General features: G+C 61.5%; 15 protein-coding genes. 8 read left to right on the forward strand and 7 right to left on the reverse strand.

Annotated features, from left to right (window positions below; genetic code table 11):
* Nucleotides 1-31: 31 nt before the first annotated feature.
* Nucleotides 32-691: a heme exporter protein CcmB gene (ccmB, locus tag HFC70_RS11250; protein WP_168473331.1), complete on the reverse strand. Its 660-nt coding sequence runs from the start codon at nucleotides 689-691 to the stop codon at nucleotides 32-34.
* The gene (gene ccmA / locus HFC70_RS11255; RefSeq protein ID WP_168473332.1) at nucleotides 688-1,335 is read right to left on the reverse strand and encodes a heme ABC exporter ATP-binding protein CcmA; all 648 of its coding nucleotides are present in this window, start codon (nucleotides 1,333-1,335) and stop codon (nucleotides 688-690) included. Before ccmA ends, ccmB begins: the two co-directional genes overlap by 4 nt.
* Before the next feature lie 277 nt (nucleotides 1,336-1,612).
* On the opposite strand from ccmA, the gene acnA reads away from it, so the two are divergent.
* From acnA to HFC70_RS11270, 3 genes are all read left to right on the forward strand, one after another.
* Entirely contained in the window at nucleotides 1,613-4,306 is a 2,694-nt protein-coding gene (acnA, locus tag HFC70_RS11260; protein WP_168473333.1) for an aconitate hydratase AcnA, read from the forward strand.
* A 209-nt stretch (nucleotides 4,307-4,515) separates the two neighbouring features.
* On the forward strand, nucleotides 4,516-5,253 hold the full coding sequence (locus HFC70_RS11265; protein WP_168473334.1) for a thioredoxin family protein: 738 nt from the start codon (nucleotides 4,516-4,518) through the stop codon (nucleotides 5,251-5,253).
* Nucleotides 5,254-5,581: 328 nt separating this feature from the next.
* Nucleotides 5,582-5,977, forward strand: coding sequence for a DUF2794 domain-containing protein (locus tag HFC70_RS11270; protein WP_168473335.1), 396 nt, complete (start codon nucleotides 5,582-5,584; stop codon nucleotides 5,975-5,977).
* Between the two features lies 1 nt (nucleotide 5,978).
* Here the strand turns inward: HFC70_RS11270 and HFC70_RS11275 are convergent, their stop codons facing one another.
* The 4 genes from HFC70_RS11275 to HFC70_RS11290 all read right to left on the reverse strand — a co-directional run bounded on the left by HFC70_RS11275 (nucleotide 5,979) and on the right by HFC70_RS11290 (nucleotide 10,865).
* Nucleotides 5,979-6,536: a GNAT family N-acetyltransferase gene (locus HFC70_RS11275; protein ID WP_168473336.1), complete on the reverse strand. Its 558-nt coding sequence runs from the start codon at nucleotides 6,534-6,536 to the stop codon at nucleotides 5,979-5,981.
* 114 nt (nucleotides 6,537-6,650) lie between these two features.
* A complete protein-coding gene (locus HFC70_RS11280; protein ID WP_168473337.1) occupies nucleotides 6,651-7,394 on the reverse strand; it encodes a Bax inhibitor-1/YccA family protein in 744 nt (247 codons plus the stop codon).
* 214 nt (nucleotides 7,395-7,608) lie between these two features.
* Entirely contained in the window at nucleotides 7,609-10,155 is a 2,547-nt protein-coding gene (locus HFC70_RS11285; RefSeq protein ID WP_168473338.1) for an ABC transporter permease, read from the reverse strand.
* Nucleotides 10,152-10,865: an ABC transporter ATP-binding protein gene (locus tag HFC70_RS11290; RefSeq protein ID WP_168473339.1), complete on the reverse strand. Its 714-nt coding sequence runs from the start codon at nucleotides 10,863-10,865 to the stop codon at nucleotides 10,152-10,154. Before HFC70_RS11290 ends, HFC70_RS11285 begins: the two co-directional genes overlap by 4 nt.
* An 83-nt stretch (nucleotides 10,866-10,948) precedes the next feature.
* On the opposite strand from HFC70_RS11290, the gene HFC70_RS11295 reads away from it, so the two are divergent.
* Complete coding sequence (locus HFC70_RS11295) at nucleotides 10,949-11,602, forward strand: arylesterase (RefSeq protein ID WP_168473340.1); 654 nt, start codon at nucleotides 10,949-10,951, stop codon at nucleotides 11,600-11,602.
* Nucleotides 11,603-11,714: 112 nt separating this feature from the next.
* A complete protein-coding gene (thpR, locus tag HFC70_RS11300; RefSeq protein WP_168473341.1) occupies nucleotides 11,715-12,305 on the forward strand; it encodes an RNA 2',3'-cyclic phosphodiesterase in 591 nt (196 codons plus the stop codon).
* On the opposite strand, the gene HFC70_RS11305 is transcribed toward thpR, so the two are convergent.
* Nucleotides 12,215-12,718 (reverse strand): low molecular weight protein-tyrosine-phosphatase, encoded by a 504-nt coding sequence (locus HFC70_RS11305; protein WP_168473342.1) that lies wholly within the window; start codon nucleotides 12,716-12,718, stop codon nucleotides 12,215-12,217. The genes thpR and HFC70_RS11305 overlap by 91 nt on opposite strands.
* Nucleotides 12,719-12,764: 46 nt before the next feature.
* Here HFC70_RS11305 and HFC70_RS11310 point away from each other — a divergent pair, with 46 nt between their 5' ends.
* From HFC70_RS11310 to HFC70_RS11320, 3 genes are all read left to right on the forward strand, one after another.
* Nucleotides 12,765-13,067: a 4a-hydroxytetrahydrobiopterin dehydratase gene (locus HFC70_RS11310; RefSeq protein WP_168473343.1), complete on the forward strand. Its 303-nt coding sequence runs from the start codon at nucleotides 12,765-12,767 to the stop codon at nucleotides 13,065-13,067.
* A 50-nt stretch (nucleotides 13,068-13,117) separates the two neighbouring features.
* Nucleotides 13,118-13,510, forward strand: a complete 393-nt coding sequence (locus tag HFC70_RS11315; protein ID WP_168473344.1) for a YkvA family protein — start codon at nucleotides 13,118-13,120, stop codon at nucleotides 13,508-13,510.
* 296 nt (nucleotides 13,511-13,806) lie between these two features.
* Nucleotides 13,807-14,310, forward strand: coding sequence for an invasion associated locus B family protein (locus tag HFC70_RS11320; protein WP_168473345.1), 504 nt, complete (start codon nucleotides 13,807-13,809; stop codon nucleotides 14,308-14,310).
* Nucleotides 14,311-14,445: the final 135 nt, after the last annotated feature.

The raw sequence follows: 14,445 nt of genomic DNA on the forward strand, positions 1-14,445 counted from the left end.
CTCAGATCGTGTTGCCTGCAATTGATCCCGGTCAATCCGTGGCGGTGCGCAGTGCCAGGGCGGCGGCCAGCGGACCGATAACTGCGAAAAATAGCGTAATTGCGATGAGAAACAGAAACGGCGGCAGGAACGGTGCCGGATCTGCGACCGCGGCATAGCTGGCACTGACCCCGAAGATCAGCACCGGAATGGCCAGCGGCAGAACCAGGATCGACACCAGCAGCCCGCCGCGCGGCAGGGTGACGGCAACCGCGGCGCCGGCAGCACCAATAAAGGTGATGGCCGGCGTGCCGACCAGCAGCGTCAGCATGACCGCGCCGATCGCCACCTCGTCCATGTTCATGAACAGGCCAAGCAGCGGCGAGGCAATGACCAGCGGCAGGCTGGTCGCTACCCAATGGGCCAGGCACTTCATGAAGACGGTCAGCACCAGCGGCGTCTCCTGCATCAGAAGCAGGTCCAGCGATCCATCGTCGCGGTCGGCCTGGAACAGCCGGTCAAGGCCGAGCAGGGCGGCCAGCAGCGCGCCGATCCAGACGATCGCCGGTCCGATGCGGGCCAGAAGATTGAGATCCGGCCCGACGCCGAACGGGATGACGGCGACCACGGTCAGGAAAAACAGCACGCCGATCAACGCCCCGCCACCGGCCCGCACGGATAGTTTCAGATCTCGCAGGAAGAGGGCGATCATGCCATCTCCCCGATCTCGCGGTACTCAAACCCCTTCATCACCAATTGCCGGGCGTCCGTCAGGCCGAGGGGCTGGTGGGTGGCGGCGATGGCCATGCCGCCGGTTTTGAGATGCTCGTCGACGAGGCCGGCGAACATGCGGTCGGCGCTGGCATCAAGGGCCGCGGTCGGCTCGTCGAGAATCCACACCGGGCGATGAGCAACCAGAAGTTTAGCCATGGCGAAGCGCCGCTGCTGGCCGGCGGAGAGATAGCCGTAGGGCAGGTGGGTGATGCCCGACAGCCCAACCAGGTCGGCGGCGTCTTCCGGCGTGCGGCCCTTGCCGCCGTCGAAGTCGCCGAGGAAATCCTTCCAGAAGGTGAGGTTCTCCATGACGGTCAGTTCCTGTTTCATGGCGTTGCGGTGGCCGAGATAGTGGCTTGCCTCGCGCGGCGGGCGGCTGCCGTCGCCGGTGCCGGCATCAAACAGCACTGTGCCGCGTTCGGCACGCAGCAGGCCTGCCACGACGCGCAGCAGCGTCGATTTTCCCGATCCGTTGCGACCGGTCAAAATAAGCGCTTGGCCCGCCTCGAGCTGAAAGGAAATATCAACGAATATCAGATCCTCGCCGCGTCTTGCCGCCAGTTTATCGGCCGTTAGCCGCATCGCATCCCGCCTCGTGGCAAAATTTGCCATCACCTTGAAAAAAATAGTCGAAATTCGACATTGGTTGGTCTGGCACCTTTCTTAGAAATTATCTATAAGACCTGCAACCACGCCAGCGGCCGGCGTGATCATCATCCTAGCGCCGAACCTAGAGATAACAGTGCGTTATCTTTACGTGCGGACAGCGGAAATGGCCGTACCCGCATCCTGATGTGCATGAAGTGCATAGGTGTCCGCACGCGCGTGTTGGCTATCAGTATCAGCGGGGTCCTAATCCGTGTCAAAATCCCTTGACAGCTTCAATTGTCGCTCCACCCTTACCGTGAATGGCAAGGACTATGTCTATTACAGCCTGCCGAAGGCTGAGGCCAATGGTCTGGCCGGTGTGTCCAAGCTGCCTTATTCGATGAAGGTCCTGCTGGAAAACCTGCTTCGCAATGAAGATGGCCGCTCCGTCACCAAGAAGGACATCGAAAGCATTGCCGCATGGCTGTCCGACAAGGGTACGGCGGAAGCCGAGATCGCCTATCGTCCGGCGCGCGTGCTGATGCAGGACTTCACCGGCGTTCCCGCCGTCGTCGACCTTGCCGCCATGCGCGACGCCATGGTGTCGCTCGGTGGCGATCCGGAAAAGATCAATCCGCTGGTTCCTGTCGACCTGGTCATCGACCACTCTGTTATCGTTGACGAATTCGGCACGCCGACCGCGTTTGCCCGCAACGTGGAACTCGAATACGAGCGCAATGGCGAGCGTTACCGGTTCCTGAAATGGGGCCAGCAGGCGTTCAAGAATTTCCGCGTCGTTCCTCCGGGCACCGGCATCTGTCACCAGGTCAATCTGGAATATCTCGGCCAGACCGTGTGGACCAAGGACGAGGACGGCGAAACGACCGCCTATCCCGACACTTGCGTCGGCACGGATTCGCACACCACGATGATCAACGGCCTGGGCGTGCTCGGCTGGGGCGTCGGCGGCATCGAAGCGGAAGCCGCCATGCTTGGCCAGCCCGTCTCCATGCTGCTGCCTGAGGTCATCGGCTTCAAGCTGACCGGCAAGGTCAAGGAAGGCGTCACCGCGACCGACCTGGTGCTGACCGTCGTGCAGATGCTGCGCAAGAAGGGTGTCGTGTCGAAATTCGTCGAATTCTTCGGCCCCGGCCTGGATTCGATGACGCTGGCCGACCGTGCGACGATTGGTAACATGGGTCCGGAATATGGCGCGACCTGCGGCTTCTTCCCGGTTGATGGCGAAACCATCAACTACCTGACCATGTCAGGCCGCACCAAGGATCGCATTGCCCTGGTCGAAGCCTATTCCAAGGCGCAGGGCATGTGGCGCGAGGGCGATGGTTCCGAGTTGGTCTTCACCGATACGCTGGAACTGGATCTCGGTGACGTCGTGCCGTCGATGGCCGGCCCGAAGCGCCCCGAGGGCCGTCTGCCGCTCGAAACCATCGCCTCCAACTTCGCGGTCGCTCTCGAGAACGACTACAAGAAGCCGGGCCAGCTTTCAAACCGCTATGCGGTCGAGGGAACGGACTATGATATCGGTCACGGCGACGTGGCGATTGCCGCCATCACGTCCTGCACCAACACCTCCAACCCGAGCGTGCTGATCGCCGCCGGTCTTCTTGCCCGCAATGCCGTTGCCAAGGGCCTGAAGTCTAAGCCGTGGGTCAAGACCTCGCTGGCGCCGGGATCCCAGGTGGTCGGCGAATATCTCGCCAAGTCCGGCCTGCAGGTGTCTCTCGATGCGCTCGGTTTCAACCTCGTCGGTTTTGGCTGCACGACCTGCATCGGCAATTCCGGCCCGCTGCCGGCGCCGATCTCCAAGACGATCAACGACAAGGGCCTGATCACGGCCGGCGTGCTCTCGGGCAACCGCAACTTCGAAGGCCGTATCTCGCCGGACGTTCAGGCCAACTATCTGGCCTCGCCGCCACTGGTCGTCGCTTATGCGCTGGCCGGTTCTGTCCAGAAGGACCTGACCACGGAGCCGCTGGGCGAAGACCAGAACGGCAACCCGGTGTTCCTCAAGGACATCTGGCCGACCTCGCACGAAATCCAGGAATTCATCCTGAAATACGTCACCCGCGAACTTTACGAGAGCAAGTATGCCGACGTGTTCAAGGGCGACGAGAACTGGCAGGCCGTCCAGATCCCGCCGGGCCAGACCTATGCCTGGGACGACAATTCGACCTATGTGCAGAACCCGCCCTATTTCGTGGGCATGGGCAAGACCGGCTCGGGCCTTACCGACATCAAGGGCGCCCGCGTTCTGGGTCTGTTTGGCGACAAGATCACCACCGACCACATTTCGCCGGCCGGTTCGATCAAGGCGGCCTCTCCGGCCGGTGCCTATCTCATCGACCATGGCGTCGGGGTGGCCGACTTCAACCAGTACGGCACGCGTCGCGGCAATCACGAAGTGATGATGCGCGGCACGTTTGCCAATATCCGCATCCGCAACCACATGCTCGGACCGAACGGCAAGGAGGGTGGCTTCACCATCCACTACCCGTCCAAGGAAGAGATGTCGATTTACGATGCGGCCATGAAGTACAAGGAAGAGGGCGTTCCGCTCGTCATCTTCGCCGGCGTCGAATATGGCAACGGCTCGTCGCGTGACTGGGCTGCCAAGGGCACCAACCTGCTCGGCGTTCGCGCCGTCATCTCGCAGTCCTTCGAGCGCATCCATCGCTCCAACCTCGTCGGCATGGGCGTCGTTCCGTTCTGCTTCGAGGAGGGCACGACCTGGGCAAGCCTCAACCTGAAGGGCGACGAGACGGTATCGATCGATGGCCTGGAAGGCGAGATCAAGCCGCGCGAGAAGAAGATCGCCAAGATCACCTATGCCGACGGTTCGGTAAAGGAAGTCCCGCTGATCTGCCGGATCGATACGCTGGATGAGGTCACCTACGTCAACAATGGCGGCATCCTGCAGACCGTTCTGCGCGATCTCGCCGCCTAAAGACTAGCTGACGTTTTCGATCGGCCGCCGGAACAATAGCTGTTCCGGCGGCTTTTTTATTGTCTGTCGATCGCTGAGGGCCTGAAGCTCACCCCATCGTGACTTTCTGTTGATGACGAGAGAGGTTATTTCTGATCATCATTCACAAACTGGTCTTGATCGCGACAAGGGCCTGTGGCTATCAGGATCGAATGGACAGGTCTGCCTCTATGATATCGAAGATATTTGCCGGATTGCTGCTGCTGTGCGTCTCCGGCTTCGGGGTGGCGCATGCGCAGGCTGGCGCGACGCCGAAGGGCGTCGTCGAACTCTTCACATCCCAGGGTTGTCGTTCCTGTCCGCCGGCCGACCGGGCACTGGAATCCCTGATCCGGCAGGGTGATGTCGTGGCGCTGGCCTATCATGTCGATTACTGGAACTACATGGGCTGGGCCGACACGCTGGCCTCCAAGGAAAACACCGCCCGCCAATATGCCTATGCCCGCAGCTTCGGCCGTAGCGGCGTCTATACGCCGCAAGCGGTGATCAATGGGCGCGAGCAGGTGAAGGGTACGGATGCGGCGGTCATGAACCAGCGGCTGGAAACCCTCGATACGTCCGGAAGCGGGCTGAACGTCGATGTCGATGCGACCATGCGCGGCGACGAGTTGTCGATCAAGATCGGGTCCGGCCGCGGCAAGGCCGATGTGGTGGTCGTCTATTTCCAGCGCCGGCGCGACGTCGATGTGCTGAAGGGCGAGAACCAGGGCAAGACCATCACCTACTGGAACAGCGTTACCGACGTTCAGACCGTCGGCATGTGGCACGGTGGCGACCTGGAGGTCGTTCTGCCGGCAAAGCTCATGAAGGGCGACAAGAGCGACGGCTGCGCGATCCTGCTGCAGGCCTCGAACGCCAAGGGCGAACCTTCCGCCATTCTCGGTGCCACGGTACTCATAGCACCCTGACGCGTTTCCGCCGCCGCCTGGATCCGACCATCATGGAATGTTTGTTCTTGGTGGTCCGGTCCAAGAGCATTGGGGGGCTGGGGGTAAGGGGTCAATGCGCCAGACCGGACCGTTTGGCGCAGGGGCGCCAACCAAGAGCCGGCAATGTCACCTGCAATTGGGGCGCTGTTTTGACCGAAATACGGCGGGGAATAAAAAGCTGAATCCCTGTCGGTGGCAGCATGCCCGTACCGGCGTCGGGTGCGAAATCGGTGCTGCGGACTTGCATTTTGGCCCGTCTGAGGCAAACTGTCATCTGTCTGTCATGACGAAGCATCGGGGAGCATAGATGACCGATCAGCCGGATTTACAGCGCGGTGAGCACCGGCCGGACAATCGGTCTGCCCACGTGGTTGATATCGGTGAATACAGACAGAGTCTCGATCCACTTCCGGTGACCTTCCACCGCAAGGAACTGGACGCCATCCTGTGGATCTACGGGCGGATGGTCGGCGAGGGCGAGTGGCGGGACTATGCACTCGACCACCTGAAGGACAAGGCGGTGTTCTCCGTCTTCAAGCGCTCCGGCGAAATGCCGCTCTACCGGATCGAGAAGAACCCCAAGCTCGCCGCCAAGCAGGGCGCTTATAGCGTGGTCAATACCAGCGGCATGATCCTGAAACGCGGCCATGACCTGCGGCAGGTGCTGAAGATCTTCGACAAGGCGCTGAAGCTGGTCGAATAGCTCAACCTTCAAACAGCGTACCGGGATAGGCCGTTTCGTCGGGATCTGTGGTCAGTCCTTCGCCAAGCGCGATCTGCATCAGGACGGTATCCAGCCAGCGCCCGTGCTTGAAGCCGGTGCCTTTCAGCGTGCCGGACATTTCGAAGCCGCAGGCGCGATGCACGCCGATCGAGGCGTCGCTGGCGCCGCCGATCACGGCGACCATCTGGCGGAAGCCCAGCGCCGCGCAGCGTGCCGCCAATTCGTTCAGCAAGGCCTTGCCGAGGCCCAGCCCGCGGGCATCTTCTGCGAGATAGATGGAATCCTCGACAAGCCAGCGATAGGCCGGGCGCGTGCGAAATGCCGAGGCATAGGAGTAGCCGAGCAGGCGGCCGTCGGCGCTTTCCGCAGCGATGTAGGGATAGCCGCGGGCGGTGATGGCGACAAAACGCTCTGCCATCTCCGCCTCGCTCGGCGGTGCCAGTTCGTAACTTGCGGTCCCCATCAAGACGGCATCGCGATAGATCGCGGCAATCGACGGGATGTCGGCCGCACAGGCATTTCGAAGCGTGAATGTCATGAAAGGCTCATCGAGCAAGGGAGAGACCCTTCATCATCAACAATCGGCCCCTTGAATTCAAGACACAAAAAAGGCGGCCGAAGCCGCCTTTTCTCATGTTGTTATCCGTCCAGACTATTCGCGGTTTCCGAGGAAGCGCAGCATGAACAGGAACAGGTTGATGAAGTCGAGATAGAGCGTCAGGGCGCCCATGATTGCCTTGCGGCTGGCGCCATCGTGGCTGTCGGCTTCAAAGTAGGATTCCTTGATGCGCTGGGTATCGTAGGCGGTGAGGCCAGCGAAGATCAGAACGCCGATCGCCGAGATCGCAAATTCCAGAGCCGAAGAGGCCAGGAAGATGTTGACGATCGAGGCGATGATCAGGCCGAACAGACCCATGATCAGGAACGAGCCCATGGCCGACAGGCTCTTCCGGGTGGTATAGCCGTAGAGCGACAGGGCGCCGAAGGACGCGGCCGTCACGAAGAAGGTCTGGACGATGCTCTGGCCGGTGTAGATCAGGAAGATCGAGGACAGGGACAGGCCCATCAGCGCGGCATAAACCCAGAAGGTCGTCTGCGCCGCGGATACGCTCATCTTTTCGATGCGGAAGCTCAGGAAGAACACCATGGCGACCGGCGCAAGAATGACGACCCACTTCAGCGGGCTGGCATAGATCGCCTGACCGAACGCCGTCAGCTGGCCGTTATCGACCGCGAACTGGAACGACAGGTAGGACGCGATGCCGGTGATGACCAGACCCAATGCCATCAGGTTGTAAACCTTCAGCATATAGGCGCGCAGGCCTTCATCAATCATCGTTGCGGACTGCGCATTGGTCTGCGCCATCCGGCCTTGGTAGTTACGAAGATCAGACATTGTTTCCTCTTTATAAGCTCCGAATTGTTTACGGTGTCGGGACATCATTCCCAGGCGCCGCTGCGGAGCTCCAGCATGCCTGCGTTCAATATGAGGTCATATCGGTGCTGGTACAAGACCTAAAGGCCCGGAAATGCGTCAGAGGCCCGCTGGGAGCCCTGAACAGGGCCGCGGCTCACGAAAAGTTCATTACCAGCCGATTGTTTTCCAGATCCTAGAGTTCCCGCAGCACAGGCGCCGCCTTCTGACCAAGAATGCGCCAGGTGCCCGCCAGCCCGATACCGATGGTCGTGACCATGGCAATGCCGAGCGTCGACAAGGCGACGGTCGGCAGGAAGGAGGACGGCAGGTTCATGACCTGGGTGACCACGAACCATGCGGCGGCACCGCCGGCCAGAAGTGCGAAGACCGCGGTCGCGATACCCAGCAACAGATATTCATAGGTGAAGGCGCGGATCAGCGTGGCGCGGGTGGCGCCCAGCGTCTTCAGCACCACGGCGTCATGGGTGCGGGCCCGGTTGCCGGCGGCCAGCGCACCGGCCAGGACCAGGACGGAGGACAAGAGGGCGATCGCCGCTGCGGCGCGGATCGCGGTTGCCAGCTGGCCGATGAGGCTGTTGACGACATCGAGCGCATCCTTGACCCGCACGCTGGTGATGGTCGGATGCTTCTGGGTGACGGCCCGCAGGATGGTCGCTTCGGTTTCGGGCGTTGCCGTTGCGTCGGTCAAGGTGGCAAGCCAGGCATGGGGCGCGCCGGCAAAGGTGTTCGGCGAGAAGACCATGACGAAGTTGATGGACAGCGATTCCCACTCGACCTTGCGGAAGTTGGAGATCTTGGCGGTGATGTTGCGGCCGAGCACGTTGACGGTGACGGTGTCGCCGATCTTCAGGCCAAGTTCGATGGCCTCCTGCTCGGAAAACGACACCAGCGGCTCGCCGCTATAGTTCGCCGGCCACCACTGGCCGTCCGTGACCGCGGCGTTTTCCGGGATCGCCTCGCTATAGGTGATGCCGCGGTCGCCGCGCAGCACCCAGCGGCCTTCCGGCGGCACCTCCATCTTGGCGACGTCCGTGCCATTGAAGGCGAGGATGCGGCCGCGCAGCATCGGCACTTCGACGATCTGGCCGTTCGACGCATTGTCCTTGAGGATCGCGCGGAAGCTGTCCAGATCGTTGCGCTGGATGTCGACGAAGAAGAAGTTCGGCGCCCGCTCCGGCAGGTTGCCGATCAGTTCTCGACGCAGATTTCCGTCGATCAGCGCCAGGGTGACCAGCAGGGCAAGGCCGAGGCCGAGCGAAAGGATGACCGAGGGAGTGAGGGCGCCGGGGCGATGGATATTGCCGATGGCAAGCCGGAGGGCCGCCGAGGGCAGGCGCGGGCTGCGGCGGGCAAGGGCTGCGACCCCGACCGCGACCAGGCGCAGCACGACGAAGCCCGAGGCCATGGCGACGAGGAAGATCAGCGCCAGGCGACGATCATAGGCCGAAAACACCGCAAGGCCGGCCAGGCACAGAATGGCAAGGGCGGTGGCCATCAGATAAGGCCAGGAGGGTAGGCCGCGGGATTCGAAACCGTTTTCGCGAAACAGCGCCGTGGCCGGCACTTCGCGGGAATGGCCAAGCGGCACGATGGCAAAGGCAAGCGTGGTCAGCGCGCCGAACAGGGCAGCAAGAGCGAGTGCGCCGGGATAGAGGGCGGGGCTAGCCGAGATCGGCAGGAATTGCGCCAGATAGTAGCTGGCGATCATCGGCGCGATGGCGCCGATCACCAGGCCGAGCAGGATGCCGATCGTCGCGATGATGGCGATCTGGAAGAAATAGACCATGACCACCACCGAGACCGGGGCACCTAAGCATTTGAGGGTGGCAATCACGGTGCGCTTGGAATCGAGGAAGGCGCGCACGGCATTGGCCACGCCGACGCCGCCGACGATCAGGGCGGTGAGCCCCACCAGGGTCAGGAACTGCGAGAAGCGGACAACGTTTTCGGTCAGCGATGGTGCCGCCCGGTCGCTGGTGCGGATCGACCAGCCGGCATTCGGCAAGGTTTTGGTGGCGTCGGCGCGGATCGCCTCGAAATCCTTGGCCGGCTGCGTCAGGCGGATCTTGTAGACCTGTTCGACGAGGCTGCCGGTCTGGATCAGGCCCGTGGCCTGCAAAGCGTCGCGGCTGGTCAGAAGGCGCGGCGCAAAGCCGAAGCCTTCGGAAATGGCGTCGGGCTCCGAGACGATGGTGCCGGTGATCCTGATGCGGGCATTGCCGACCAGCATCTCGTCGCCGATGGCAAGGCCCAGCCGATCGATCAGCAGGGGCGCGACGACGGCGCCATAGGCGTCGCCCTGCCGGGCCAGAAGGTCGGCCAGCGGCTGGTCCGGTTCGGTTTTCAGCGTGCCGTAGAGGGGATAGACATTGTCGACCGCCTTGATCTCGACCAGCGACTGGTCGGACCCGTCCGTCAGCCGCGCCATGGAGCGCAGGTTGGTCGAGACGGAGACGGTGCCGAGAGCGTCGAGGAACTGCCGTTCCTGCGATGTCGCCTCGCGGTTGTTCAGCTCGAAGCGGATGTCGCCGGCCAGCAGTGACTGGCCTTGTGTGGCAATCGACCGGGTAATCGAGGTCGAGACGGAATTGACGGCGGCGATGGCACCGGTGCCAAGCGCGATGCAGGCGAGGAAGATGTAGAAACCCTTCAGGCCGCCGCGCATTTCGCGCAGCGCCAGCTGGAAGGCCACCTTGAGGCGCGGCAGAAAGGCGCTCATGCCAGGACCGTCTCGCCCGGGATGGCCGGTGCGGCATCATCTTTTTCCAGCCGGCCGGAATTGACGCGGACCTGGCGCGAGCAGCGTGCCGCAAGGGCCGGATCATGGGTGACGAGGATCAGCGTGGTCTGGCGCTCGGCCTGTTTGGCAAACAGAAGGTCGGCGATCTGGCGGCCGGTCGCGCCGTCAAGGTTGCCGGTCGGCTCATCGGCAATCAGCACGGTCGGATTGGGCGCCAAGGCCCTGGCAATGGCGACGCGCTGCTGCTCGCCGCCCGACAGCTGGCCCGGATAATGGTTCAGCCGCTCGCCAAGGCCAACGGCGACCAGTTCCTCGCGGGCGATATCGAAAGGGTTGCGGATATTGGCCAGTTCCAGCGGCACGGCGACGTTTTCCAGCGCCGTCATGTTGGCGATCAGGTGGAAGGACTGGAAGACGATGCCGATATTGCGGCCGCGGAAATCGGCCAGCGCATCTTCGCCAAGCGTATGCAGGGCCGTGCCGTTGATGAAGATTTCGCCAGCATCCAGCCGTTCCAGGCCGGCCAGCACCATCAGCAGCGTCGATTTTCCGGATCCGGATGGCCCGACAATGCCGACAGCGTCGCCCTGGTCGATCGTCAGGTCGATGCCTTTCAAAACATGGACGGAGGCCGCGGCATTCCCGAGCGTCAGATCAGCACCCTTTAGCTCGATGATGGTTTTTCTCACGAGATTCCGTCCTATATTGCAGTCTTCGGGAATGTGCGGGCCTGCCGGCATGGTGGCGTCAGGTCCAATCTAGGGAAGTCAAGATGAGATTTAAAGCGGCGATCCTTCAATTCGGCGTCATGATGGCGGCCGTCGTTTCCATGGTGACCTCCGGTCTTGCGCAGGACCGGGTGGTGCAACTGGTCGGTCTCGGCGACAGCCTGATGGCCGGCTATCAATTGCCCGATCAGGACTCCCTGCCTGCGCAACTGCAAAAAGCGCTTCAGGACAAGGGCCTGAATGTGGTGGTGACCAATGCCGGCGTGTCGGGTGATACGAGCGCCGGAGGGCTTTCGCGGGTCGACTGGTCGGTGCCGGACGGCACGGACGGGGTGATCCTGGAGCTGGGCGCAAACGATGCGTTGCGCGGCATCGCACCGGAAGAAACCGAGAAGAATCTTGAGGCGATCATTGTGCGGCTGAAGGAGAAGAAGGTCGGCATCCTGCTGGTCGGCATGCTGGCGCCGCCCAATATGGGGGACGACTATCAGCAGCGGTTTAACCCGATTTATCAGAAGCTTGCCGACAAGCATCAACTGCCGCTCTACCCCTTCATCCTCGATGGCGTGATCACCGAGGCCAAGCTCAAGCTCGAAGACGGCATGCATCCGAATGCTGGAGGCGTCGGGGTGATCACGCGCCTCATGCTGCCGCAGGTCGAGCAGTTTATCGGCACGCTTGCGGCCAAAACCGAATAGGCCGGGCTTTGCGGTTTTAACGTTAAAAAATGACTCCCAAAGCTTGGGGCTTGCGTGAATTTCGATTGCATGATTCGCTGTTAGCGTCTGCAAAAGATTCGGGGAGCTCGCCATGCCGAGATTATTCACTGCCCTCGAAATTCCGCGTAATGCGGCATTGAGTCTTTCATTGCTGCGCGGAGGGCTTCCCGGAGCCCGATGGATCGACGTGGAAAATTATCACATCACCTTGCGCTTCATCGGCGATGTCGACGGTCGTACCGCCGACGAGATCGTCGATCGGCTGGACCGGATCGATCGTCCGGAATTCCAGCTGAGCCTGAATGGCATCGGTTCCTTCGGTTCGAAGAAGCCGCATTCCATCTGGGCCGGCGTGACCCCGACGCCGGAAATGTCCGCGCTGCAAGGTGAAATCGAACGCATCTGCCAGCGGATCGGCCTGCCGCCCGACCCGCGCAAGTTCATGCCGCATGTGACTTTGGCGCGCCTGAAATCGGCTCGGGTCGATGATGTCGTGCAGTATCTTGCCGGGCGCGGCAATTTCCAGACGTCGCTGTTTTCCGTATCCCGTTTCGTACTTCTGTCGTCGCGGGAATCGGTCGGCGGCGGCCCCTACCTGACCGAGGAAGTGTTCCCGTTGCATGAGCGCTCGCTGGCAAGCCTGTCGAGCAGGGACATGCAACCGGAAAAGACCATGGTATAGACGGTCTCGAACCCATCGGGGCCGCCATAGTAGGGATCGGGTATGTCGTCATCGGCGCCTGAAGCAAAGGCGCTGAACAGGTCGATGCGGCTTAGCGCCGAGGGCGGTGCGACGCGCCGGATGCCGGCAAGATTGTCGTGATCCATGGCAAGGATCAGGGCAAAGCGGTCGAAATCGGCGGCTTCGATCTGGCGGGCGCGCTGCCCCGAGATGTCGATGCCATGGCGTGCGGCCACCGCCACCGAGCGGCTGTCGGGCCGGTGTCCGGCATGCCAATTCCCGGTTCCGGCGGAATCGCAGGGAAACAAATCGGCTTTCCCGGCGTTGATGGCCAGGTGCCTGAAGATACCTTCGCCAAGCGGTGATCGGCAAATGTTTCCCATGCAGACGAACAGGATGGGGTACGTGTTCATGCCGATTTCTCCGCAGCGAGACCACAGACATGCAAAGGGCGGACCCATGAAATACGCAAAGCTGGACGGCAAGGCAATCGGCGATGCCTTGAGAAATCTCGATGGCTGGGAGCTTGCCGAAGACGGCCTGTCGATCGTCCGCCGCTTCGAATTTCGCGATTTTGCCGAAGCATTCGGCTTTATGGCGGAATGCGCGCTGTTTGCCGAGAAGCTGGACCATCATCCGGAATGGTCGAATGTCTATCGGCGGGTCGACGTCACGCTGACGACCCATAGCGCCGATGGTCTGACGGAACTGGACTTCGAACTGGCCCGCTCGATGGACAAGGCGGCGCAGCGGCGCAATTGACACTCCCCAGGCCGATCCCCATATCGACAGCAAACGTTGAGGATGAGGCGATGGACGATATCAAGATAGGCGAGATCCTGTTGCCGGGCGACGAACCGACGCAGGAAAAGCAGGAGCGGACGGTCCGCGCCAAGTTCTGGCCGACCTTGAAGCGGGCGGTCCGGCAGGTTCCGCTGGGGCGGGATGTCGTCGCGGCCTTCTATTGCGCGACCGACCGCGAGACGCCGTTGCGGGTGCGCGGCGTGCTGCTGGCGGCGCTCGGCTATTTCGTGATGCCCATCGACATGGTTCCAGACGTGTTGGCCTTCATCGGCTTTACCGACGATATCGCCGTGCTGACGACGGCCATTGCACTGATCAACAGCAATATCCGGGAACGGCATTACATTGCGGCCGACAGGGCCCTTGCCGACGAAGACCTGCCCGAGACCACGAAGAGTTGATCGGCTGCAGGCGCCGGCTTGCAAGGCTTGCGTTACAAATTGCTGCCTCAAGCCCAATTCTTGCCCGATTCCTTGTGTTTCACAACGATACCGGCGGCTTTCCGGCATTCGTACTGTCTCGAAAAAATCCGTAGAAAAACCGGTACGTTGGCCAAAAATGAAGCGGGCTACCCTATCAAATGTCGCGATGTTGACGGTTTGGTAACGTAAATTAAGTCAAACTGAATCAAGTTTGATGGTGGAGGCCCGGCCAGTTCGTCCGGGACAATTGACGGAAAAGCAACCGGCAGGAAATCATGTTTGTAAAAAGTATCGCATCCGCAGTCGTCTTCACGCTGGCAACCGCCGGCATGGCTTCGGCACAGTCCCCGACACGCATCGAGCAGTTCAAGGCCTGGGGTGCCTACTCCTACAAGGCGACGAGCGGCACGGTCTGCTACGTCCTGTCCGTTCCGACCGGCAAGGAGCCGGCTTCCGTCAACCACGGCGATATCTTCTTCATCGTTTCGCAGCGGCCCGGCCAGAATATTTCCTACGAGCCGCAGGCGATGATGGGCTACACCCTGAAGGACGCCTCGAAAGTCAATGTCGATATCGACGGCAAGATTTTCGTGATGTTCACCAAGGAGACTGCCGCCTGGGTGGAGAACGCGGCGGAAGAGCCGGCGCTGGTGGCGGCGATGAAGTCGGGGAAGGCCATGACCGTAAGGGCCACATCGGCGCGGGGCACACCAACCTCCTACACCTATTCGCTGGCCGGCATCTCGGCAGCCCTGAAGCAGATCGAGACCTGCAAGTAAGGTCGAAAGACTGATCGTCGGCACGTTGTTTTGAAAGGTCGGCGCCCTGCCGGCCTTTTGCGTTTGCGCAGAAGGCTTTTGCCAAAGGCGTTTTTTGATGATAAAGCGCCGCGCTTGAGCCCAAAGCTCGCGGCC

The organism is Agrobacterium sp. a22-2, from assembly GCF_012276985.1.
Taxonomy (GTDB): Bacteria; Pseudomonadota; Alphaproteobacteria; order Rhizobiales; family Rhizobiaceae; genus Allorhizobium.

What these genes read in the sequence shown, in the direction of transcription:
- ccmB (WP_168473331.1), bottom strand. Translation starts at nt 691, where the DNA reads ATGATCGCCCTCTTCCTGCGAGATCTGAAACTATCCGTGCGGGCCGGT.
- ccmA (WP_168473332.1), bottom strand. Translation starts at nt 1,335, where the DNA reads ATGCGGCTAACGGCCGATAAACTGGCGGCAAGACGCGGCGAGGATCTG.
- HFC70_RS11265 (WP_168473334.1), top strand. Translation starts at nt 4,516, where the DNA reads ATGATATCGAAGATATTTGCCGGATTGCTGCTGCTGTGCGTCTCCGGC.
- HFC70_RS11270 (WP_168473335.1), top strand. Translation starts at nt 5,582, where the DNA reads ATGACCGATCAGCCGGATTTACAGCGCGGTGAGCACCGGCCGGACAAT.
- HFC70_RS11275 (WP_168473336.1), bottom strand. Translation starts at nt 6,536, where the DNA reads ATGACATTCACGCTTCGAAATGCCTGTGCGGCCGACATCCCGTCGATT.
- HFC70_RS11280 (WP_168473337.1), bottom strand. Translation starts at nt 7,394, where the DNA reads ATGTCTGATCTTCGTAACTACCAAGGCCGGATGGCGCAGACCAATGCG.
- HFC70_RS11285 (WP_168473338.1), bottom strand. Translation starts at nt 10,155, where the DNA reads ATGAGCGCCTTTCTGCCGCGCCTCAAGGTGGCCTTCCAGCTGGCGCTG.
- HFC70_RS11295 (WP_168473340.1), top strand. Translation starts at nt 10,949, where the DNA reads ATGAGATTTAAAGCGGCGATCCTTCAATTCGGCGTCATGATGGCGGCC.
- thpR (WP_168473341.1), top strand. Translation starts at nt 11,715, where the DNA reads ATGCCGAGATTATTCACTGCCCTCGAAATTCCGCGTAATGCGGCATTG.
- HFC70_RS11305 (WP_168473342.1), bottom strand. Translation starts at nt 12,718, where the DNA reads ATGAACACGTACCCCATCCTGTTCGTCTGCATGGGAAACATTTGCCGA.
- HFC70_RS11310 (WP_168473343.1), top strand. Translation starts at nt 12,765, where the DNA reads ATGAAATACGCAAAGCTGGACGGCAAGGCAATCGGCGATGCCTTGAGA.
- HFC70_RS11315 (WP_168473344.1), top strand. Translation starts at nt 13,118, where the DNA reads ATGGACGATATCAAGATAGGCGAGATCCTGTTGCCGGGCGACGAACCG.
- HFC70_RS11320 (WP_168473345.1), top strand. Translation starts at nt 13,807, where the DNA reads ATGTTTGTAAAAAGTATCGCATCCGCAGTCGTCTTCACGCTGGCAACC.